Here is a 22,717-nt window from a genome sequence, read left to right as displayed (position 1 = left end):
ACATACGACGAAAACTGCAGCGCGCGCCGGTTCGTAGCGTGCATGGGTGCGCCTGGCCGGCAGATGCTGACGCGCTGCAGGACACTGCTGAACTCGATCGCCCCGGCTGGATCGCGAAAGTACAGCGACAGGATCGGCCGGAGCGGTCAGGCAGCCGGGTGCGGCAGCAGGAACGCCAACGCCTGCGCGCACGGCTGTTCCACCTTCAGACTGAGCAGTTCGTCGGCACGGGTGCGCCCGAAGTTGAGCGCGGCGATCGGCAGGCCGTTGCGCGCGGCGGTCTGCACGAAACGGAAGCCCGAATACACCATCAGCGACGATCCCACCACCAGCACCGCATCGGCCGCCTGCAGATGCGCAAACGCGCGCTCCACGCGCTCGCGCGGCACGTTCTCGCCGAAGAACACCACATCCGGCTTGAGCACGCCGCCGCACACCGGGCATGGCGGCACCGCAAAACGGTCGAAGGCCACATCGTCCAGATCGGCATCGCCATCGGGGGCCTGCGCGGCGTCCAGCTCGGCCCAACCGGGGTTGGCCTGTTCGAGCAACCCCTGAAACTCGGTGCGTGGCATGCGCCGCTCGCAGCCCATGCAGCGCACCACATCCAGCCGGCCATGCAGATCGATCACCGCCTGGCTGCCGGCGGCCTGATGCAGGCGATCCACATTTTGCGTCAGCAGCAGTTCCAGCTGGCCACGCGCTTCCAGCGCGGCGAGTGCGTGATGGGTGGCATTGGGTTGCGCCAGGCCGAAGCGCGGCCAGCCGACCAGACTGCGCGCCCAATACCGCTGCCGCGTGGACAGCTCGCCCATGAAAGCCTGGAAGGTCACCGGTTGCGGACGCTTCCAGCCGCCTTGCAGATCGCGGTAATCGGGGATGCCCGAATCGGTGCTGCAACCGGCGCCCGTGAGCACGAACAGGCGCCGATGACGCTCGATGAAGTCCTGCAGCACGTAGCTGTCCTGAACAAGTGCCGCAGTCATCGTGCAACTCCGGTGGCAATGAGATAACTGTGCAGCAACAGCACCAGTTGCGCCTGTAGCGGTTCAACACGCGCCGCAGGCGCACCATCTTCCAGCAGGTTTCTCACCGGCCCGACAATGGCGGCCATCCCGATCTTGGCCACTGCCTCGCAGTCATCGAAGCGCACATCCGATGCGGTGGCGAGCGCTGCCGCAAACGCCTGCTGCGAGCGCTTGCGCGCCTGCGATCCCAATGCGGCGCCACCATGCAGTTCGGCGATGGCATACAGCGCGCGCGAGACATCCACATGCTGCAATTTGGCCTGCACGAAGGCATGCACCAGCGCCTCGCATTGCTGCGCCAGCGTGCACCCATGGTGTTGCGCGCAGGCCTGCTCCACCGCGTGGATCGCCGCCTGCAGATGCCAGTCCAGCAAGGCGGTCAACATGGCCTGACGGTTCGGGTAGTACTGATACACGCTGCCCACCGACACACCGGCGCGCTCGGCCACCCGCGTGGTGGTGCAACCCTGCAGTCCGTCGGCCACCAAAACCTGAATGCTGGCCTGGCGGATGACCTCCACGGTGGCGCGCGAACGCGCTTGTTGTGGGGATTTACGCGTTTTTTGCAGCGGCAAGGAGGTGCTCACGAATGCGAATGTACACACTGACGGATGACACCTAGTCTGGGGGGCCTTCTTGGTGATTCCAAGGAAGCGTCTTCTGTCCAGCTCCGCGCCTGTTGCGCTGCGCGACGGTGCCGACCACGCCTGATGCCTTCATCGTGCTGCTGGCAAGGGAGCTGCGTGGCGCAGCTTGCGATGTCCGAGCTTGGCACCGACGCGATGACACCGGAGCGGACGACTGGCTTGGTGATGCGCACCGAATGACGCACAGCCGGCAACCTGCTGCGCACGGTTGAAACCGCTTGAAAATAGGCACCACGTCGCATATTGGCACGCGGGTCCGCCAAGCTAGCGTGATCGGGTGCACACGCAACGCTGCGGAAACATGTCGCCGCGACAGTGGGCAACTCCCCCGCTGCCCCACTCCTTGCCATGCCCTACCCCCACATCCGGACACGCTCCGGAGTGCGTCGTGCCGTGTCGCGTCGTCCGCTCGCCATCGTCCTTGCACTGACCCTGGCCACACCCGCATTCGCGCAGGAAACCGGCGCGCCCTCCACGCCTGCCACGCGCAAGAGCGATGACGGCATCTTCTCGCTGGACCGGATGATCGTCACCGGCGCAGGCCAGGCCCAGAATCAATTCGACGCCTCGTATGCGATCACCGCGCTGACCGCCGAACAGATCGACAAACTGGCACCACTCAACCTGGCAAGCCTGATCGGCTCGATGCCCGGCATCTATGCCGAATCCACCGGCGGTGAAGTGCAGAACGTCTACCGTATCCGCGGCATTCCCGACGAAGGCTCGTTTGCGGTGATCCAGGAAGACGGCATCAGCCCTTACCCGGACAACAACGGCTATTTCTACAAGACCGAAGGCCTGGTGCGCCCGGATTTGATGGTCGAATCGGTGGAAACCGTGCGCGGCGGGCCCTCGCCAATTTTTGCCTCCAATGCTGCGGCCATCGTCAATTTCGTCACCCGCCAGGGCGGCGACACGCCCGAAGGCGCAGTGCGCACCACCGTCGGCGACACCGGGCTGTACCGGCTCGATGGCTATTGGTCGGGCAAGTTGGCCGAAGGCTGGTATCTGGCTGCCGGCGGTTTCATGCGGCGCAACGACGGCTACCGCGATGTGGGCTTTCCGGCCGACGAGGGCGGGCAGTTCCGCATGAACCTCACGCACACGCTGGACAACGGCAAGATCACCTTCACCGCCAAGCATCTGGACGACAAGAACGCGTTCTACATGCCGATCCCGCTGTACGACCCGCGTGACACCACGCGCTCGCTGGACCCGTTGATCGACCGCTTCACCGGCACCTTGAGCACCGCGCAACTCAAACGCGCCACGATTATTTCCAGCGATGCCAACGGCGCGCCGCAGCGCGAGTTGCGCGATCTCTCCGATGGCCGCCACATGAAGTTCAATCATCTGGGTGCCAATCTGGACCTGGCTTTCGACAATGGCTGGAGCCTGTCCAACAAGGCCATCGTCAATCGCCTGGACATGACTTTCGATGCACTGTATTCCAGCAATGCGCCGCAGGATGCCACTGCCTATGCCAACAGCCGACGCGCTGCCGCCAGCGCAGCATTTCCCGGCCTGACCTCGCTCGGCTATGCGTACACCGACGATGGCAGCCGCTTCGACCCGGCCAGCACCGACGGCCTGGTGATCCAGGGCCAGTACCGCGCCATGAACGTGCGTGCCGATTCGTTTGCCGATGATCTGCGCCTGCATCGCAGCTTCGATTGGGGCGGCGACACCCATGACATCACGTTGGGCCTCTACGGCGCCTATTACGCCCGCTCCTACAACTCGCGCTATCAGAGTTATCTGTTCGAGATGCGGCAGAACCCGCGCACGATCGACCTGCTCGGCTACGACGCGGCCGGCAACGTGGTCGGTGGCGTGACCAAGGACGGCGTGGTGATCTACGGCGCCGACCGCACCCAGGGCAAGGCCTACACCAGCATGCTGGCGCCCTACATCGCCGACACCTGGCAGGTGACCGACAAGCTGCGTCTGGAAGGCGGCGTGCGTTACGAGCGCTACCGCTATCGCGCCTGGAGCATGCTGCGCAGCACCGGCAACCTGGGCATGACCGACACCCTGGCCGACGATGCCGCACGCCTGTTCACCGGTGCCCGCGCGCATACCGCGCTGGACGTGGGCGTGACCAACTGGACGGCGGGTTTCAACTACGACATCAACCCGATGGTCGGCATCTACGGCCGCGCCTCGCGTGCGCACCGCGCGCCCAGCGAGGGCGCCAACGAAGGCAACGTCAACATCCCCACCGCCGATCAGTTCGAGCTCGGCACCAAGCTCAATTTCGACACGCTGGACGTGTTCGCCACCGCCTTCTACACCAAGTACGACCCGTACAACATCGGCACCAGCGCGGTGAACCCGCAAACCGGCGCAGCCGAATCCAAGGACTACCGCGGCAGCGTCACCAACCCGGGTATCGAACTGGCGGCGGTATGGACACCGGCGCAGTGGCTGCGTTTCGATGCGAATCTGACCTACAACGACACCAAGGTGTCCGACCTGACCGAAGTGGTGGCCAATGGCGCGGTGGCCGTGGTCGATGTGGACGGCAACATGCCCAACCGCCAGCCAAAGGTGTACGGCAATGCGGGGCCAACGGTGTTCTTCACCACCGGCAAGTTCGATTGGGAAACCTCGTTGCGCTACGCCTATGTGGGCAAGCGCTACGCCGACCTGGAAAACACCACCGAGCTGGCCGCTTACGACACCTTGGCGGCCAATATCCTGGTCCGCAGCGGGCCGTGGGATGTGCAGCTGTCGGTGGACAATCTGACCAACACGTTTGCGCTCACCGAAGGCAACCCACGCACCGACACCATCTCCGGCCAGGGCACGCGCGAGCCGATCTACGGCCGGCCGATCTACGAGCGCAATTCGCGGCTGGTGGTGACTTACCACTTCTGAGCGCGCTGACGTTGAGTGCCGCATCGCTCGATGTCAGCGCCTTACGTTCCCGATGCATCGCCTGCAGCGTGGCATGCCCGCTGCAGGCCACAAAGGACTTTCATGACGCCTTCCCGCCTTGCCTATGCGCTGCTGTTTGCAGCAGTCACGTGTTCCGGCGATGCCGCCGCCTGGGGCCACCGCGCGCATGCCGCCATCAACAGCGCCGCGGTGCAGGCCCTGCCTGACGATGGCCCGGCCTTTCTCAAACAGTACGCGCAGGTGATTGCCGACGGCGCCACCCTGCCGGATGGCTGGCGCAGCGAAAGCGAGCCGTTTCTCAAGATCGAAGAAGACCCCAACCACGGCTGGTTCCGCGAGCAGTTTTCCTTCATGCAACACCCGCCGCGTTCGCGTTACGCCTTTGTGCTGGCGCTCTACGACGAGCAGCGCCGCATCGCCAAGCGCAACCCGCAACTGGCGCAGCGCATGAACGTGCGCTGGGCCGGCACCCTGCCGTACGCGGCTACCGAGGGTTACGAGCGCATCGTCGCCACCATGCGTCAGATCCGCACGCTGCGCGCCAAGGGCCAGGACACGCGCGAGCTCGAACGCACCTGCGCGTTCTTCGTCAGCTGGTTTGCGCACTACATCGGCGATGGCGCGCAGCCGCAACACGACAGCATCCATCACGATGGCTGGCAAGGGCCAAACCCGAACGGCTATAGCACCGACCCGAAGGTGCACGGCAAGTTCGAGAGCGATTATGTCGACAAGATTGCGCTGACCCCGCAGGACCTGCTGAGCCGCATGCCGGCCCTGGCGCATCAGCAGGGCGATGTGTTCGAACAGATCCTGGGCTTTCTCGACACCGGTACCGGCCGTGTCGAGCAGGTGTATCGCCTGGAAAAATCCGGCGCCTTCGACGATGCCGCCCGCAGCGACGGCCGCGCGATGGTCTATCTCACCGCCGGCGATGGCGCGGCGATGCTGCGCGATCTGCTGGTGCGCGCCTGGCGAGAAAGCGCGCTGCAGCCGGGCACATCAACGCTGCCGCGCAGCATGGACCCGAGCCATCCCCAGTACGACCCGGCGACCGGATCCGCGCCTGCCGGCACCTCGCCAACCTTGTAACCGCCGTTGGCGAGATGGGTGCGCCGCCATTGGCCGACGCGCACGCCGGCCAATGGCCGCTGCGCGCCTGTCGGCAGCGCAGCGGGCAATCCAGATCGGGCATGCCGTCACGTGGCGTCAGTGGACCGCCTCGGCCTGTTCGACAAAGCGCAGCAGATCCTGATTGAAGTGCACGCTGTCTTCCACAAATGGCGCATGTCCGGCATCGGGATAAACGCGCGTCTGCGCACGCGGCTGCAATTGCCGCGCACGCGCCAGCGTCGGCTCGGTGCTCACCAGCGCATCGCGTGCACCGTACATCAGCAGCACCGGCAGGCGCGTGCGCTGCAGGCCGGCGACATCGATCGACATGCCTTGCACGGCACGCTGCATGTCCCATGAGGCCAGCGATGCGTTGGCCAGCAAGGTGTCGAACACCGGTGCAGGCGGTTGAGTGGCAAAGCACAGCCGCAGAAAGTCCTGCACCGCCTGCAGATGCGTGCGCAAGTCATCGGAGACCAGATCGCGATAGATCGCCGGATGCGCGCCCAACTGTTCCGCACGCAGTTCGATCACACCATCGACATACACCACACCCGCAAGCCCCGCATCTCCGTGGCGCGTGAGGTAGTTGGTGATCACCGCGCCGCCCAGCGACCAGCCCACCAGCACGGCGTCGCGCGCGTTTGCGGCTTTCAACACGGCAGCAAGATCGTCAGCCCAGCGCATGCCATCCCGATAGGCCGACGCTGCAGTCGGCTTGCCGGATAAGCCATGCCCGCGCAGGTCGTAGGTGATCAGGCGGTAGCCGTGCAGGCGTGCATCGGCCAGCTGCGCATCCCAATTGATGCGGCTACCGAGCAGGCCGTGCACGAACACGATCGCCGGACCATCGGTGGCGCCATGTTCCTGCACGGCCAGGGTGACGCCATCGGGCGCGGTCACGGTGTAGCTGCGGGCAGCAGGGGTGACCGCCGGGCCCGCCGCAGCCACTGTTGAAGAAACCAGCAGCAGGCAAGCCAGCGCGTAGCGCATCGGCAGCATGCCGATGACAGGGAGGAAGCGAACAGACATCGCAGCGAGCTCCAGACAATGGGAGCCGCCATCCTGGAGCCTCACACCAATGTGAGGGTCAAGCGTTGCGTGCAACGTATGCTTGGCGCATGACGAGATCGTCCGACCCATCGCTGAGCATTGGCGCACTGGCGCTGCAGACCGGCGCCAGCGTGCGCTCGCTTCGCCACTACGACGCGCATGGCCTGCTGACGTCCTCGCGCAGCGCCAATGGCTACCGGGTGTTTCCCGCCGCCTGCGTTGCACAGGTGCGGCAGATCCAGCGGTTGATCGCCACCGGCTTCAGCCTGGACGACATTCTCGGCTTCCCCGATTGCATGCGCCTGGTGGAAGGCGCGCAGATGTGCCCGGAAACCGCGCAGGCGCATCGCGCGCGCCTGCAGCTGATCGAGCGCCAGCTGGCCGACCTGGAGCGGCGACGTGCGCGTTTGCTGGAAACCCTGGCGCAGGGTGCGGCGGATGCAGCCACAACGCGATCGCCTTTAGCGCAGATCAAACGCAGCAAGCGGGCGCCTCAGAGCGGCTGACAAACGCCGCGTAGTCGTGTTTTCAGTCGCGCTTAGACGCGTTGGTCGATCTGCATCACTCGCCCCGTGCAGGGTGCGGTGCAAACCGGCCGTAAGGCCGCGTGTCGTCGGCGCGTTGACGCAACACGTGCGCAGCTGCAAAGGCGAGTGCCAGCAACGTCAGGCACATGCCCACCAACTCGCCCCAGCCACCGTGTTGCCAGAACCAGCCACCGAGCGCGCCGATCACGCTGGAGCCTGCGTAATACGCCAGCAGATACAACGACGCCGCATGACTGCGATGCGCACCGCCGAGCCGGCTCACCCAGGCGCTGGCGGCCGAATGCGCGATGAAAAAACCGATCGTCAACAACACGATGCCGGCCACCACCAGCGCCAGGACATGCGCCAGGGTCAACGCCACGCCAAGCACGCACAACACGATGCCGGTGGTGACCACCGGGCCGCGACCGAAACGATCCGACGCCGCACCAGCCACCGACGAACTGACGATACCGAACACATACGCGCTGAAGATCATGCCGATCTGGCTCTGGCTCAAGCCGAACTCCGGCCCGCCCAACCGAAAGCCGGCGTAGTTGTAGAGGCATACGAACACACCCATCAACAAAAACGGCAACGCGAACAAGAACGGCAGATTGCGATCGCGCAGATGCCCGGCCCAGGCGCGCAGATGGAAGCGCAGATTGATGCCGTGCCGGCGCACGAAGTTGCGCGACGGTGGCAGCAACCAGAAGAACGCCAGCGCGCACAGCAGGTCGAACACGCTCAACACCGCCAGTGCGGTGCGCCAGTCGTAGTGATCGGTCAGCACGCTCATCACGATGCGCCCGCTCATGCCGCCGAACGCATTGCCGGCCACATACAACCCGGTGGCCGCGCCCATCTTGCTGGCCGGCAGCTCTTCGCCCAGGTAGACCATCGCCACCGCCGGCACTCCGCCCAGCGCGATGCCCGACAAGGTACGCACCAACACCAACGCGCCCCAATGCGGCAGGAACGCAGCGACCAGGTTGAGCACTGCGGCCAGTGCGATCGACACGAACATCAGCCCGCGCCGGCCGAGGTTTTCCGACACTGCGCCAGCGCAGAAGATCGCCAGCGCCAGCGCACCGGTGGCCAGCGACAACGGCAGCGAGGCGGTGGCCGCGTCCACGCCGAAGGCGCGCGCAAATTCGGGCAGCACCGGCTGCACGCTGTACAGCAGCGAGAAGGTGGCAAAGCCGGCCAGAAACAATGCCAACCGGATGCGGCCGCTGGCGGGCGCCTCGATGGCAGGCGGCTGGGTTGCACGGCTGGCGGCGGTATCCGGTGACGTGCCGGAGGGGCGATCAGAACAAGACACGGGGGCGATGATGAGACATGGGACGGCGAGTATTCGCCTGCCACTACCCCCTGTCCAATATATGATGCTGGCAGTTGCCATATGCAGAACAGATAGCATGGAGCTTCGCCATTTCCGCTACTTCCTGGCCGTCGCCGAAGAAGGCAACTTCACTCGGGCAGCAGCGCGGGTCGGTATCGGCCAGCCACCGCTGAGTCAGCAGATCCAGGCACTGGAGCGCGATCTGGGCACGCCACTGTTCCGGCGCACCCACAGCGGCGCCGAGCTGACCCCGGCCGGCGAGGCATTCCTGGTCGAGGTGCGCCGCGTGCTCGCCGATGTGGAGCGCGCTGCCGAAACGGCGCGCCGGGTGGCGCGTGGCGAATCCGGCCGGCTGCGGCTGGGCTTTACCGCCTCGGCTGCGTTCAACCCGGTGGTGCCGCATCTGATCCGCGACTTTCGCCGGCAATGGCCGCAGGTCGAGTTGCTGCTGGAAGAAACCAACACCGCCGGATTATTGGTGGCACTGGCAGATGGCCGCCTGGACGCGGCGTTTGTGCGTTACGGCCTGAGCACGCCGCCCGATCTGCAGCTGCTGCGCTTTGCCGATGAGCCGATGAAGATCGCCGTACCCACCGCGCATCGCCTGGCTGCACGCAGCAGCGCGCCGTTGGCCGCGCTGGCCGGCGAGCCGTTCATCCTGTTTCCGCGCAGTTTCGGTTCGAGCCTGTACGACGAAATCCTCGCCGCGTGCCGCGCATCCGGCGTGACCTTGCGCATCACCCAGGACGCGCCGCAGATGTCGTCCATCGTCAACCTGGTCGCCGCCGAATTGGGCGTCTCGGTGGTGCCCGCCTCCACTGCGCAACTGCAACTGCCCGGCGTGCGCTATCTGGACATCGAAGGACAGATGCCGCTGGCAAGGCTTGCGTTGGCGGTCTCGCCAGGCGCGTTGGACACCGCGCCATTGGTACGGCATCTATGGGCGCTGGCGGAGCTGCTTTGAGCGAAAGCGATGGGAGCCGATAGCAGTGAAAGCAGCGCGATTTTTGTAGGAGCGCACTCGTGCGCGATGTGGCTCTCCCGGTATCGCCCCCTCGCGCACAAGTGCGCTCCTACCCGCATCCAGGCTTGAACACGTCTTGACCTCAACCGCGATTGAGGTCGTTCAATACATGCACCTTCTGCCACGTGCGCCTGCCATGCATCTTCGCCACCTGTTGCTGCCCTGCCTCGACCCCGATCTCAGCCTGCGGTTCTATCGCGATGTGCTGCAGCTGCCGCAGTACGGCAATGCGTTGCGTATCGGCTGGAGCACGCTGGAATGCGTGCAGGCACAGCAGCCGGTGGGCAGTGTGCATCTGGCCTTCAACGTGGCGCCGTCCCGCTTCGAGGCAGCTGCGCAGTGGATCGGCGCGCGCGCAACGCTGCTGGCCGATCCGCAGGGCCGTCGGCAGTTTGAACTGGGTGGCGTCTGGCAGTCGCAGTCGGTGTATTTCGCCGGCCCCGACGGGGCGGCGCTGGAACTGATCGCGCGCAATGCGCTGCAACAGACCACCACCGGGCAAGGCGATTTTCATGGTGAAGAATTGCTGTGCCTGAGCGAGATCGGGTTGCCCAGCAACAACGTCGAAGCGGTCACCAGCAGCATCGCCAATCACTTCGGCATACACCCGTTTGCACCGGCACTGGAAGGCTTTGTGGCGCTGGGTGACGATCAGGGCCTGTTGATCGTGGTCGACCAGGCGCGGCGCTGGTTTCCGCAACAGCGGCAGCTACCCTGGGCCGATGGTTTACGGATCAGCGTGGATGCACCGCAACCGGGGCTGCGGCTACGCGACGCGCAAGGGTGGGAATTGCTGGCGGCGTGATCCGCCGCCGCTCGACTCAGGCAGCGACCGCAGGCTCGGGCAAACGAAAAAACGCACGTGCTGCTGCCGTGCTATTGGCCGCAGTCAGCGCCACGTCCTCACCACGATCGCGTGCAAGTTCTTCCACGATATGCGACAGAAACATCGGCTCGTTGCGGCGGTCCTTGGGCATCGGCTTGAGCGTGCGCGGCAGCAGGTAAGGCGCGTCTGTTTCGATCATCAAGCGATTGGCGGGAATACTGCGCACCAGCTCGCGCAGATGCGCACCGCGGCGCTCATCGCAGAGCCAGCCGGTGATGCCGATGTAGTAATCGCGATCCAGATACGCGAACAGTTCTTCGCGCGTGCCGGTGAAGCAATGCACCACCGCCGGGCCCAGGCGGCCATCGAAGCTGCGCATGATCGAGAGGAAGTCGTCGTGCGCATCGCGCTGATGCAGGAACAACGGTTTGCCGTTGTCGGCGGCCAATTGCAGTTGCCGTTCGAAGGCCCGGTGCTGCGCCGGGCGCGGGGCGAAATCGCGGAAGTAATCCAGCCCGCATTCGCCTACCGCCACCACTTGCGGGTGCGCGTGCAGCGTGCGCATTTCGGCCTCGCATTCGGCGGTGAATTCCACCGCGTGGTGCGGGTGCACGCCGGCGGTGGCGTAGAGAAATCCGGGGTGCTGTTGTGCCAGTTGCAGGGCGCGTGGTGAGTGCTCACGGCTGGCGCCGGTGATCACCAGTTGCGTAACGCCTGCGTCGCGTGCGCGTTGCAGTACCGCATCGCGGTCGCGGTCGAAGGAGTCATGGGTGAGATTGGCGCCGATATCGATCAACTGCATGGTGCGGGTGTCGTGTGGAGAGAGCTTGGCAAGTGTAACGAGTGGGGGTTGTATGTGTTTCGCTTCCCTTCTCCCATCGGGAGAAGGTGGCGCGCAGCGCCGGATGGCGCCTCCTGCATCTGTCAGTGCCTGCAGTGACAAACGCGTCGCCACGCGCCTTCAGAAGTGCTGCACCGACTGCTGCGCCGCCGTACCCTCACCCCAACCCCTCTCCCGCCGGGAGAGGGGCTTTGACCCCTTCTCCCGCCGGGAGAAGGTGGCGCGTAGCGCCGGATGAGGGTGCGAGCGAAGCCCAGCGTTACACGCCACTCGTAGTGGCTTCGCCCCGGACCCTCACCCCAACCCATCTCCCGCAGGAGAGGGGCTTTGCTCCCTTCTTCCAAGAGGGAGAGGGGTTCAACCAACCACCGGCACAGCCATCGCCTCGATGCGCGCCGCCAGCGCCTGGATCGCCAGTTGCGCCGAGCGTGAAAGCTGCCGCTGCGGAGCCACACACAGTGCCAGCGTCATCGGCTTGGTCAAATGACGGCGGAACGGCACGAACGCCAGCCGCCCATCCGCCACATCCGGGGCGGCATCCAGCCACGACATCAAACCCACACCCGCACCGGCGCGCACCAGCCCACGCAGGGTGCGCACATCGTTGCAGTGGGTCAGCCGCTTCACGTCGATGTGCTGGCGTTGGTAGAGCACCTTGGCGTGCTCGCCGACGATCAGTGGGGCAGCCGGCAGCAGCAGCCGATGCTCCAGCGTCTCGCTCAGCTGCAGCTCGGTGCGGGTGCTCAGCGGGTGGCCCACCGGCATCGCAATCCCCAGCGGGATGTCGGCGAATGCGCGCACCTCCAGGTCCACGCTGCTCACCGGGTCCAGCAGCAGGCCGATGTCCACATCGGCCGAGGTCACCATTTCCATCACCCGCTGGTTGCGCGCGGTGGAGAGGTTGAAGGTGATGCCTGGGTATTCCTGCACCAACGCGGCGACCGCCGCCGGCACCACGCCCTCGCTGAGCGCGTCGATCATGGCGATCTCCACATGCCCGCGGCGCAGCCCCTTGAGCTCGTCGAAGCGCTCCAGCGTGCGCGCGTAGGCTTTCTCCCAGCCGCGCACGTCCACCAGCAGCAGCTCGCCAGCGGCGGTCAGGCGCAGCCGGCCGGGCAGGCGCTCGAACAGCTGCGCGCCCAGTTCTTCCTCGGCCTTGAGGATCTGCCGGTCGATCGCCGATGCCGACACGTGCAGCACGTCGGAGGCCTTGCGGATGCTGCCGCAGCGGGCCACTTCGATGAAGTAACGGGTGAAGCGGGAAAAGGTCAGCATGCGGTGGGGCTCGGTTGGCGTTGCATTTTTTGCAATGGCTTGGCTGAAAATCGATGTTTGATAACACACCCCCGGCTTCCTAGAGTCAATCCGGCACCGCTCCCGCCCTACGCCAGAGACTGGACCCATGGATGTCGCCGTCCCCGCCTTGCCGCTGCACTGCACCTTCGAGGCCGCCGATTGGCAGCGCCTGGCCCAGCACTGGCACGCGGTGGCGCTGAGCAGCGAAGTGAGCGAGGCGCCGTTCAAGGCCACCCTGCTGGACGAGCCGCTGGTGCTGTACCGGCTGGGCAGCGAGCTGGTGGCCGCACGCGATGTCTGCCCGCACCGCGGCGTGCCGCTGAGCATGGGCACCGCCGATGGCGGCGGTGTGGTGTGCGCCTACCACGGACTGCGCTTCGGAAGCGGTGGGCGCTGCAACCACATTCCCGCCAGTCCCAACCAGAACATCCCGGCCAAGATGCGCCTGCATACCTACGCGGTGGCCGAGCGCTACGGGCTGATCTGGGTATGCCTGGCCAAACCGGCCGGCGTCAGCGAGGCCGAGGTGCAGATCCCGCCGATGCCCGGCTGGGACGAAGAGGGCTTTCAGCAGATCGTCTGCCCGGCTTTCGATATCGGCGGCAGCGCCGCACGTCAGCTGGAAGGTTTCATCGACGTGGCGCATTTCGCCTTCGTGCACACCGCGACCTTCGCCCAGCCGGACAAGCGCGAGGTGCCGGCCTACACCACCACCGAAACGCCCACCGGCTTCAATGCCGATTACCTGAGCTCGGTGGCCAATTATTCAGTGGACATGCCGTTGCCGGACGTGGACCCCAGTTTTCAGTGGCTGCGCCATTTCGAGGTGCATCTGCCGTTCACCGCCACGCTCACCATCCACTTCCCGGTGCCGGGCAAGCGGCTGGTGATCATGAACGCGGCCAGCCCGGTGTCCAAGCACAAGACGCGCCTGCTGGTACCGATCGCGCGCAACTTCGACACCCATCTGCCAGTGGAAGACGTGCACGCCTTCAACCTGCGCGTGTTCGAGGAAGACCGCGCCATGGTGGAGGCGCAGCGCCCCGAATACCTGCCGCTGGACCCGCTGCTGGAAGTGCATATCCCGGCCGATCGCAGTTCGATCGCTTACCGCCGTGGCCTGCGCAGTCAGGGCTATAGCGACTTCTTTCTGCGTTGACGGCCGAGGAGCACGCTATGCAACTGCACGAGGTCCGCGTCGCCGACGTCTTCGACCAGGGCCACCGCCAACGCGCGATCCGGTTGGAGCCGGTGGGCGCGGAATTGCCGGCATTCGAAGCCGGTGCGCATGTGGACCTGCATCTGCCCGACGGCTTGATCCGCCAATACTCGATCGCCAGTGCGCCGCATGTGCGTGATCACTATCTGCTGTGCGTGAAGTTGGCCGATGCGTCGCGCGGCGGCTCGCGGCATCTGTGCGAGCAGCTGAGTACCGGCGACCGCCTGCGTATCTCCACACCGCGCAATCTGTTTCCCTTGCATCCGGGCGAACGCCACGTGCTGCTGGCCGCCGGCATCGGCATTACTCCACTGCTGTCGATGGCCGAGGCGCTGGAAGCGCGCGGCGAGGCCTTCGTGCTGCATTACTACGCGCGCCGGCATGCCGATGTGGCGTTCGGGCAGCGGCTGCAACAGGGCTTCACGCATGGCCAGGTGCAGGTGCATCTGAGCGATGGCGGCGAAAGCCCGCGCGTTCATGTGCCCGACGAACTGGCGCAGGCGCGTGCGCGCGACCAGCTGTATCTGTGCGGACCTGCAGCGTTCATGGACCACTTCACGCTGCTTGCCAAAACCCACGGCTGGGCGTCGGAGCAACTGCACCGCGAACACTTTGCTGCTGCCGAAACCAGCCTGGCCCACAATGCCGATAGCGCCTTCGAAGTGGAGCTGGCCGCCAGCGGCCGCGTGGTACAGGTGCCGGCCGATTGCAGCATCGCCAGCGCCTTGCTGGACGCCGGCATCGAGGTGCCGCTGTCGTGCGAGCAAGGCATGTGCGGCGCCTGCCTGACCGGCGTGGTTGCCGGGACGCCGGATCACCGCGACAGCGTGCTCAGCGACAGCGCGCACGCCGCCAATACCCAGATCACGCTGTGTTGCTCGCGCAGCCGTTCGCCACGCCTGGTGCTGGATCTTTGAGCGCTCCGTATGTCGTGCGCCTGCGCAGACAGGACGACAGCGGGCGCGCAGGTGGCTGACGCCGGTCACGCTGCAGCGCGAAGCGGCCGCCAACGTCGCAGGACACCTGTGGACGGACGTGAGCCCCGCATCTTCCTTCACGGTTTGATCGATGGGTGCACAAGGCGCCACCTGCGCAGATACAGACAAAGCCTGCGGTTATGCCATTACACCGCGCAACACGCATTGCACTTGCAGCAATCCGTGCCCAAGGTCCGTGGCAACCGCCGTCGCACAGCGCAAGATATTTGGCCCACGCGCGTCCACCGCAATCGCGCGTGCCCCTCTGTGCCGATGAGATGCCTGCCGATGGTTGTTTGTGTGATCGCCTTCGCCCGCCCGTGCCGGGGCGCACGCTGATGCGCTGGCCCGGATTTGCGCTGTCCGCCAATGGCAGCAGCGTGCGTACCGAGGTCCTGGCCGGTGCCACCACCTTCCTGACGATGGCCTACATCGTCTTCGTCAACCCCGACATCCTGGCCACCACCGGCATGGACCACGGCGCGGTGTTCGTGGCGACCTGTCTGGCCGCCGCGCTTGGCTCGCTGCTGATGGGCGTGCTGGCCAACTATCCCATCGGCATGGCACCGGGCATGGGCTTGAATGCGTTTTTCGCTTTCTCTGTGGTGGGCACGCTGGGTTACAGCTGGCAGCAGACGCTGGGGCTGGTGTTCGTGTCCGGCTGCGTGTTCCTGCTGCTCAGTGTCACCGGCGCGCGACGCTGGCTGGTGGATGGCATCCCACCCACCTTGCGTAGTGCGATTGCAGCGGGCATCGGCCTGTTCCTGGCGTTGATCGGCTTGCAAAAAGCCGGGCTGGTGGTGGCGCATCCGCAGACGCTGGTGACCCTGGGCGACTTGCATCGGCCCGAGCCATTGCTTGCGTTGGCGGGGCTGCTGCTGATCGGCGTACTGGAAGTGCGCCGCGTGCGCGGGGCGATGTTGCTGGGCATCCTGGCGGTCACCGTCGCTGCGCTGGCGCTGGGTCTGGTGCACTATCAGGGCGTGCTGTCGCTGCCGCCGAGCCTGGCGCCTACGCTGCTGCAGCTGGATATTGCCGGCGCCTTGCAAGGCCATGGTGGCAGCGGCGCACTGACCGCCGTCCTGCACGTGGTGCTGGTGTTCGTGCTGGTGGAAATGTTCGATGCCACCGGCACCTTGATGGGCGTGGCCCAGCGCGCCGGCCTGTTGCACACACAGGCGCACCGTCGCCAGTTCGACCGCGCCCTGCTCGCCGACAGCACCGCCATCCTGGCCGGCTCGCTGCTTGGCACTTCCAGCACCACCGCCTACGTGGAAAGCGCTGCCGGTGTACAGGTGGGTGGGCGTACCGGGCTCACCGCGCTGGTGGTGGCAGCGCTGTTTCTGCTGGCGCTGCTGTTCTCGCCATTGGCGGCGATGGTGCCGGCGTATGCCACCGCACCGGCGCTGATCTACCTGGCATCGGTGATGCTGCGCGAGTGCACGCAGATCCAGTGGGACGATGTCGGCGACGCGCTACCGGCCGCGATCTGCATGCTGGCCATGCCGCTCACCTATTCCATCGCCACCGGCCTGGCCTTCGGCTTCATCACCTATGCGGCACTCAAGCTGGGCAGCGGCCGCTGGCGCGCCGTGCATCCGGCCACCTGGGCGATTGCGGGCCTGTTCGTGCTGCGCTATGCCTTGGAGTGAGCGTATCGCCGTAGCTATTTCAGCTCCTGCCCCCTGGTCACCCATCGCGTCGCGCGGCAAGCTGCACCGCAACCGGCAGCGCCACGACGGTGCTGTCTCATTCCCAGAGCTCACCACATGCCACATCGTTATCGCTGTCTGATCCTCAGCTTGTGCACCTTGTTACCGGGCATGACGCTCGCACGCCCGGCGCAGGCGCCTGCGCAACAGCGCGAGCAGCAGGTGGCGCAGCTGTTTCACGACGCGGCCGCGCAACCTGCGCAATTGCGCGCGTGGCTGCAAGCCATGCCCAAGGGCGGCGACCTGCATAACCATCTCTCCGGCTCGGTCTATGCCGAGAACTATCTGCAATGGGCCAGCGACGACGGCGCCTGCGTGCAGCTGGACGATCTGAGCCTGCGCGCGCCGCCGTGCGGTAAAGGCCAGGAGCCTGCACGCGACCTGGCAACGCGCAATGCCGCGCTGTATGGCCGGGTGGTGGATAGCTTGTCGATGCGCAAGTTCCTGCCCAGCTCATTGCAACCCACCGGACACGATCAGTTCTTCAGCACCTTTGGCAAGTTCGACGCGGTGGTGCGCACGCGCGTCGCCGACACCGTGGCCGCGGTGCTGGAGCAAGCCGCACGCGACCGCGTGCCCTATGTGGAAATCATCGCCAACCCGCCGCAGATGGATCAGGCCGCAAAACAAATGCAGGCTCTGCCATGGAAGGCCGATGACGACGCAGCCAATCTGCGCGCCCTGCAGGATGCCTTGCCGCCGCTGGTGCAGGCTGCGCAACGCGACCTTGCCGACACCGATGCCCAGGTGCGCCGCGTGCTGCGGTGCGACCAGCCCGATGCACGTCCCGGCTGCCGGGTCGCGTATCGCTACGTGCCTTACGTGTTGCGCGTGTTGCCGCAACCGATGGTGTTCGGGCAGATGGCGTTGGCGCACGCGCTGATCGCTGCCGGCGGAAGCCGCGCGGTGGCGTTGAACATCGTTGCGCCCGAAGACAACCCGGTGGCGCTGGCCGATTACGCGCGCCACATGGCGATGTTCCGTTTCTTCGCAACGCGCTATCCCAACGTGCCGCTGTCCCTGCATGCCGGCGAGCTGACGTTGGGTCTGGTGCCACCCGCGCAACTGCACTCGCATATCCGCCAGGCGGTGGACGTGGGTGCACGCCGCATCGGTCACGGTGTGGATCTTCCCTACGAAGACGACGTGGATGGATTGCTGCAGCGCATGCGCCGCGATCAGATCGCGGTGGAGATCAACCTCACCAGCAACGATGTGATTCTGGGCGTCAAAGGTGGCGCGCATCCGCTGGCGATGTATCTGCGTGCCGGTGTGCCGGTGGTGCTGTCCACCGACGATGCCGGCGTCTCGCGTGCGGACATGACCCACGAGTATCAACGCGCGATGCAGGAGCAAGGCATCGATTACCCCACGCTCAAGCTGCTCGCCCGCAACGGGCTGACTTACAGCTTCCTGCCGGGCACCAGCTTGTGGAGCGCAGACGGTACAGCTGCACAGGCCTGCGTCACCGCATTGCAGCGCGAAACCGATGATGCTGCGTGCCAAGCATTTCGCCAGAGCAGCGAGAAAGCACGGCTGCAATGGCAGCTTGAAACCGATCTGGCGCAATACGAGCGCATGCTGTTGCAGCAACGCAAAGTGCAGACAACACCAGCTGACGCATAGCCCGTAGGAGCGCGCTTGCGCGCGAAGAGGCTTCACCGATAACGCCTCGTCGCGCGCAAGCACGCTCCTACAAACGCAACCTCCATCAAACGCAGCCTCCATTCCATCTTCGCCGCGATGCATTCCACCCTTATGACCAAAGCGCAATGACCCACTCGCACGCCGCCCCCACCAAACGCCGCGTCATTCTCGAAGACGATATCGACGGCTTCACCCCCGCGCAGCTGCTGCTGTTGCAATCGCCCGAGGTCGAGGTGCTGGGCATCAGCGCGGTCAGCGGCAACATCTGGCGCGACGAAGTGCTGGCGCATAGCTGCCGTCTGCTGGAACTGGCCGGCCAGCCGCAGATTCCGGTACTACCCGGCCCGGTGCATCCGCTGCTCAACAGCGAGCTCGCCACCGAGCGTTGGGAAGCGCTGTACGGCAAGCTGGTCTGGAAAGGTGCATGGACCAAACACTGGGTGGATGGCGACACCGTGCAGAGCGCGCCGCGTTATCACGCCCACGACGTGGTGCCCGATCTGGCGTTGGGCAATCCCAGCGTGGTGCGCGCATCCGACGAACCGGCTGCGTTGTTCATGCTGCGCATGGTGCGCCTGTATCCAGGCGAGGTGAGCATCATTGCGACGGGCCCGCTGACCAATCTGGCGCTTGCACAATCGCTGGATCCGGCCTTCGCCACGCTGGCGTGCGAGCTGGTCTACATGGGCGGCAGCCTCAACCCGCGGCAGCAACGCAACAGCATCAGCGCGCAGCAATTCGCGCGCGAATTCGTCAACTCGCCACGCCGCGAATTCAACATCCGCTGGGATCCGGAAGCGGCCAGCATCGTCATGCGCGCGCCCTGGCGCAAGATCACCATGGTGCCGGTGGATCCATCCACTGCGACCGAACTCACGCCAGCGCTGCTGGCGCGCATGAGCGCGGCCGATACCAGCATCGGCCACGCATTGCGCCGTCGCGAAACCGGCTTTCCGATGTGGGATGAGCTGGCCACTGCGGTGTGGCTGCGCCCCGAATTGGCAACGCACACCGAGACGCTTTATGTCGATACCAATACCGCCTTCGATGCCGGCTATGGCGACATCCTGTCGTGGGCACCAGGCTATCAGCCTGGACTGGGCGAACAGGCACAGACGGTAGTGCATGCGGTGGATGTGGACGCGTTCGAGCAATTACTGGTCGATCACCTCACTGCGCCGCAGCCGCCGGCAGTGGGATTGCCGTTACCCCCTCTCCCGTCGGGAGAAGAGGCCCGAAGGGCGGATGAGGGTGCGGCAACTGAGAAAAATGCTGCGCCAGTTGAGTAGGGTGCAAGCAAGGTAAACGCGTACCTGATACGTCTCCAACTAGCGGGGCACCCTCACCCCAACCCCTCTCCCGGCGGGAGAGGGGCTTGGACGACACCCACACCCGCAACTTCCAGCAACCCAAGGTGACCCCATGCAACTCCCAGCGCAGTGGCAGGCCGGCATCGATCGCAATACCGAGGTCCTGCGCGGCCACGCGCAGCTGCTCGCCAGCTTCACCGCCCCGCGCCCAACGCAACAGGGCAGCACCACTCCGCGCGGGCAGATCGCCTCCATCGTCAGCACCACCCGCAGCCAGCCCACACTGGCCGCACGCCATGCCACCCAGACGCTCACGCATATCCACCAGGCCAACGACCGCCTGCGTGCGATCACCCGCCTATTGCCCGCACGCGCCGCAGCCGATGCCACGCGCGTGCAGGCCGCGCTGGCCGGCGGCAGCGATGGCGGTGCGTTGGCCGGCGTGCCGTTCGTGGTCAAGGATCTGTTCGATGTCGCCGGCCAGGTCACCACCGCTGGTGCCGTCGTCCGCGCACAATGCGCACCTGCCATCCGCGATGCGGCTGTGGTGCAACGGCTGAGCGATGCGGGCGCGATGCTGGTGGGCACCGCCAACATGGACGAATTCGCTTACGGTTTCGCCACCGTCAATGCGCATTACGGCACCACCGCCAACCCGCACGATCACCGCCATCTGGCCGGTGGTTCGTCGGGCGGCTCGGCTGCCGCGGTGGCCGCCGGGCTGGTGCCATTCGCGCTGGGCTCGGATACCAACGGCTCCATCCGCGTCCCGGCCGCATTGTGCGGCGTGTACGGCCTGCGCCCCACGCATGGCGCGTTGCCGCTGGAAGGCGTGTTCGGCTTCGTCGATGCGCTGGATGTGGTCGGCCCGTTCGCCACCTCCATCGCCGATCTACGCCGCGTCTACGAAGTGATGCTTGGTCACGCCGTTGCCTCCTGCAATGCCGGCAGCTTGCGCATCGCACGCCTGGGCGGCTGGTTCCAACGCAATCTCGACCCCGACCTGGATGCCGGCCTCAGCGCATTGCTCACCGCCTGCAACAGCACCACCATGATCGAATTACCCGAAGCAGAGCGCGCCCGCGCTGCCGCCTTCGTACTCACCGCTGCCGAGGGCGGCCATCGTCATCGCGCCGGTTTGAGCACGCATGCCGAGCAGTTCGACCCGGCCACCCGCGACCGCCTGCTTGCCGGCCTGCAATTGCCTGCCAGCGCGGTCGCCGATGCACACCGCTTCGCGCAGTGGTTTGGCGCCGCCATGCAACGCCTGTGGGACGAGGTGGATGTGCTGATCGCGCCAACCACACCGTGCGTGGCACCACGCATCGACCAGGACACCATCCAGATCGATGGCCTGCCAGTGTCTGCGCGCGCCAACTTGGGCATCTTCACCCAACCGCTTGGGCTTGCTGCCTGCCCGGTATTGGCCGCACCGTTGCCGCGCCCCGGCCGCCTGCCGCTGGGCGTGCAATTGATTGCCGCGCCCGGCCGCGAAGACCGCTTGTTCGCACTCGCCGCGCAACTCGAACGCGACGGCCTGCTCACCTTCAGCCCACCGGCGGAGACGCGCTGATGCTGCACACCTTGCGCGCGCGTCGCGGCATGGTCGTGGCCCCGCATCATCTGGCCGCACAAGCCGGGCGTGATGTCCTGCGCGACGGCGGCAACGCCATCGAAGCCGCCGTCGCCACCGCCGCCTGCCTGGCCGTGGTGTATCCGCACATGACCGGCATCGGTGGCGACGGCTTCTGGCTGATCCACGAACCCGACGGCCACGTAAACGCCATCGATGCCTGCGGCCGCGCTGCACAGGCGGCAACCTTGGACTTCTATCGCGGCCACAGCAACATTCCGTGGCGCGGCCCCGGCGCGGCGAATACCGTGGCCGGTACCGTCTCCGGCTGGGCGCTCGCCCTGCAGCACGCAGGCGGCAGCTTATCGCTGCAACGCTTATTGCAGGACGCCATCCACCACGCCAGCGAGGGCGTGCCGGTCACGCTAGGCGGCGCGCACATCGCCGCCAGCAAGAGCGCCGAACTGCGCGTGCAACCCGGCGCCTACGCCAGCATCTTCGAACCATACGGCGTCCCCCTGCACGAAGGCGCACTGCTGCAACAAGCGCACCTCGCACGCACCTTGCAACGGCTGGCCGACCATGGCCTGGAGAGTTTCTATCGCGGCGCAGTGGCCGACGACATCGCCGCCGACCTGCAAGCGCTCGGTAGCCCGCTCAACGCACACGACCTCGCAAGCCATCATGCCGACGCCAGCGTACCGCTCTCGGTCGCCATCCACGGCGCGCGCCTCTACAACCACGCACCGCCCACGCAAGGATTGGCATCGCTGTTGATCCTCGCGTTGTTCGATCGCCTGCACGCCGAACACCCCGACAGCTACGCACACCTGCACGGCCTGATCGAAGCCACCAAACAGGCCTTCCTGATCCGCGACGCACACATCGGCGACCCCGCCTGGATGACGCTCGACGCACAGGCCCTGCTAGACGACAAGGCCGCACTCGACGCGCTGGCCGCACGCATCGATATGCGCACCGCTCTGCCTTGGCCGCAGCCCTCGCAGGCCGGCGACACCGTCTGGTTCGGCGCCATCGATGCGCACGGCCGCGCCGTCAGCTGCATCCAGTCAACGTATTTCGAATTCGGCTCCGGCCTGGTGCTGCCGCGCACCGGCATCACCTGGCAAAACCGCGGCTGCAGCTTCCGCCTCGCCGCCGACGGCTGGAATGCCCTCGCACCGGGCCGCAAACCCTTCCACACCCTCAACCCCGCACTCGCCACCTTCGACGATGGCCGTGTCATGGCCTACGGCACCATGGGCGGCGAAGGCCAACCACAGACACAGGCCGCCCTCTTTTCCCGCTACGCCCGCTTCGGCGTGCCGCTACAACAGGCCATCACGGCACCACGTTGGTTGCTCGGCCGCACATGGGGCGAAGACAGCACTTCACTGAAGCTGGAAGACCGCTTTGATCCAGCAGTCGTGCAAGCACTGCGCGATGCCGGACATGCGGTGGAACTGTTGCCCGCATATACCTCGATCATGGGACACGCGGGCGCATTGGTCCGCGAGGTGGATGGCGTGATCAGTGGAGCAAGCGATCCGCGCTCCGATGGTGCGGTGGCTGGGTGGTGACGGATGGGCACGTTGAACAAACTTTCCCGCAGCAACATGATAGCGTCATGCCCAGTTAGCCAAGGAAGCGCTACACCATGAACACGAACAGGGACCCC

The 22,717-nt window shown here is 65.8% G+C and carries 18 protein-coding genes; 12 read left to right on the top strand and 6 right to left on the bottom strand.

The window, feature by feature from the left end:
* Positions 1 to 146: 146 nt before the first annotated feature.
* Both AC1PLU_RS01790 and AC1PLU_RS01785 read right to left on the bottom strand, forming a co-directional pair.
* Positions 147 to 986, bottom strand: coding sequence for an NAD-dependent protein deacetylase (locus tag AC1PLU_RS01790; protein WP_481107519.1), 840 nt, complete (start codon positions 984 to 986; stop codon positions 147 to 149).
* Positions 983 to 1,603, bottom strand: coding sequence for a TetR/AcrR family transcriptional regulator (locus tag AC1PLU_RS01785; protein ID WP_481108444.1), 621 nt, complete (start codon positions 1,601 to 1,603; stop codon positions 983 to 985). Before AC1PLU_RS01785 ends, AC1PLU_RS01790 begins: the two co-directional genes overlap by 4 nt.
* 465 nt (positions 1,604 to 2,068) lie before the next feature.
* On the opposite strand from AC1PLU_RS01785, the gene AC1PLU_RS01780 reads away from it, so the two are divergent.
* Positions 2,069 to 4,555 (top strand): TonB-dependent receptor, encoded by a 2,487-nt coding sequence (locus tag AC1PLU_RS01780; protein ID WP_481107518.1) that lies wholly within the window; start codon positions 2,069 to 2,071, stop codon positions 4,553 to 4,555.
* A gap of 102 nt (positions 4,556 to 4,657) precedes the next feature.
* Positions 4,658 to 5,668 carry a phospholipase C/P1 nuclease family protein gene (locus tag AC1PLU_RS01775; RefSeq protein ID WP_481107517.1) on the top strand — a complete coding sequence of 337 codons (1,011 nt, stop codon included), beginning with the start codon at positions 4,658 to 4,660 and terminating at the stop codon, positions 5,666 to 5,668.
* A 117-nt stretch (positions 5,669 to 5,785) separates the two neighbouring features.
* On the opposite strand, the gene AC1PLU_RS01770 is transcribed toward AC1PLU_RS01775, so the two are convergent.
* A complete protein-coding gene (locus AC1PLU_RS01770) occupies positions 5,786 to 6,721 on the bottom strand; it encodes an alpha/beta fold hydrolase (protein WP_115037226.1) in 936 nt (311 codons plus the stop codon).
* A gap of 89 nt (positions 6,722 to 6,810) precedes the next feature.
* Here AC1PLU_RS01770 and AC1PLU_RS01765 point away from each other — a divergent pair, with 89 nt between their 5' ends.
* Positions 6,811 to 7,248, top strand: coding sequence for a MerR family transcriptional regulator (locus AC1PLU_RS01765; protein WP_481107516.1), 438 nt, complete (start codon positions 6,811 to 6,813; stop codon positions 7,246 to 7,248).
* Between the two features lie 55 nt (positions 7,249 to 7,303).
* Here AC1PLU_RS01765 and AC1PLU_RS01760 read toward each other — a convergent pair whose 3' ends face one another.
* On the bottom strand, positions 7,304 to 8,593 hold the full coding sequence (locus AC1PLU_RS01760; protein WP_162498222.1) for an MFS transporter: 1,290 nt from the start codon (positions 8,591 to 8,593) through the stop codon (positions 7,304 to 7,306).
* 97 nt (positions 8,594 to 8,690) lie between these two features.
* On the opposite strand from AC1PLU_RS01760, the gene AC1PLU_RS01755 reads away from it, so the two are divergent.
* Both AC1PLU_RS01755 and AC1PLU_RS01750 read left to right on the top strand, forming a co-directional pair.
* Positions 8,691 to 9,578: a LysR family transcriptional regulator gene (locus AC1PLU_RS01755; protein WP_481107515.1), complete on the top strand. Its 888-nt coding sequence runs from the start codon at positions 8,691 to 8,693 to the stop codon at positions 9,576 to 9,578.
* Between the two features lie 196 nt (positions 9,579 to 9,774).
* A complete protein-coding gene (locus tag AC1PLU_RS01750; protein WP_481107514.1) occupies positions 9,775 to 10,443 on the top strand; it encodes a VOC family protein in 669 nt (222 codons plus the stop codon).
* 16 nt (positions 10,444 to 10,459) lie between these two features.
* Here the strand turns inward: AC1PLU_RS01750 and AC1PLU_RS01745 are convergent, their stop codons facing one another.
* Positions 10,460 to 11,266 (bottom strand): TatD family hydrolase, encoded by an 807-nt coding sequence (locus tag AC1PLU_RS01745; RefSeq protein ID WP_481107513.1) that lies wholly within the window; start codon positions 11,264 to 11,266, stop codon positions 10,460 to 10,462.
* 396 nt (positions 11,267 to 11,662) lie between these two features.
* Positions 11,663 to 12,580, bottom strand: coding sequence for a LysR family transcriptional regulator (locus AC1PLU_RS01740; protein WP_043888849.1), 918 nt, complete (start codon positions 12,578 to 12,580; stop codon positions 11,663 to 11,665).
* A 127-nt stretch (positions 12,581 to 12,707) separates the two neighbouring features.
* Here AC1PLU_RS01740 and AC1PLU_RS01735 point away from each other — a divergent pair, with 127 nt between their 5' ends.
* From AC1PLU_RS01735 to AC1PLU_RS01705, 7 genes are all read left to right on the top strand, one after another.
* Positions 12,708 to 13,760, top strand: a complete 1,053-nt coding sequence (locus AC1PLU_RS01735; RefSeq protein ID WP_481107512.1) for a Rieske 2Fe-2S domain-containing protein — start codon at positions 12,708 to 12,710, stop codon at positions 13,758 to 13,760.
* Positions 13,761 to 13,777: 17 nt separating this feature from the next.
* The gene (locus AC1PLU_RS01730) at positions 13,778 to 14,737 is read left to right on the top strand and encodes a PDR/VanB family oxidoreductase (protein ID WP_481107511.1); all 960 of its coding nucleotides are present in this window, start codon (positions 13,778 to 13,780) and stop codon (positions 14,735 to 14,737) included.
* Between the two features lie 398 nt (positions 14,738 to 15,135).
* Positions 15,136 to 16,449, top strand: coding sequence for an NCS2 family permease (locus AC1PLU_RS01725; RefSeq protein ID WP_176340088.1), 1,314 nt, complete (start codon positions 15,136 to 15,138; stop codon positions 16,447 to 16,449).
* A gap of 117 nt (positions 16,450 to 16,566) precedes the next feature.
* Entirely contained in the window at positions 16,567 to 18,135 is a 1,569-nt protein-coding gene (locus tag AC1PLU_RS01720) for an adenosine deaminase family protein (RefSeq protein ID WP_481107510.1), read from the top strand.
* Between the two features lie 146 nt (positions 18,136 to 18,281).
* Positions 18,282 to 19,445, top strand: coding sequence for a nucleoside hydrolase (locus tag AC1PLU_RS01715; RefSeq protein ID WP_481107509.1), 1,164 nt, complete (start codon positions 18,282 to 18,284; stop codon positions 19,443 to 19,445).
* Between the two features lie 133 nt (positions 19,446 to 19,578).
* A complete protein-coding gene (locus tag AC1PLU_RS01710) occupies positions 19,579 to 21,039 on the top strand; it encodes an AtzE family amidohydrolase (protein ID WP_481107508.1) in 1,461 nt (486 codons plus the stop codon).
* Entirely contained in the window at positions 21,039 to 22,619 is a 1,581-nt protein-coding gene (locus AC1PLU_RS01705; protein ID WP_481107507.1) for a gamma-glutamyltransferase family protein, read from the top strand. Before AC1PLU_RS01710 ends, AC1PLU_RS01705 begins: the two co-directional genes overlap by 1 nt.
* The last annotated feature ends 98 nt before the right edge of the window (positions 22,620 to 22,717 follow it).

Source organism: Xanthomonas sp. NCPPB 2933, assembly GCF_056725225.1.
This window is presented reverse-complemented; position numbering and strand designations above follow the sequence as displayed.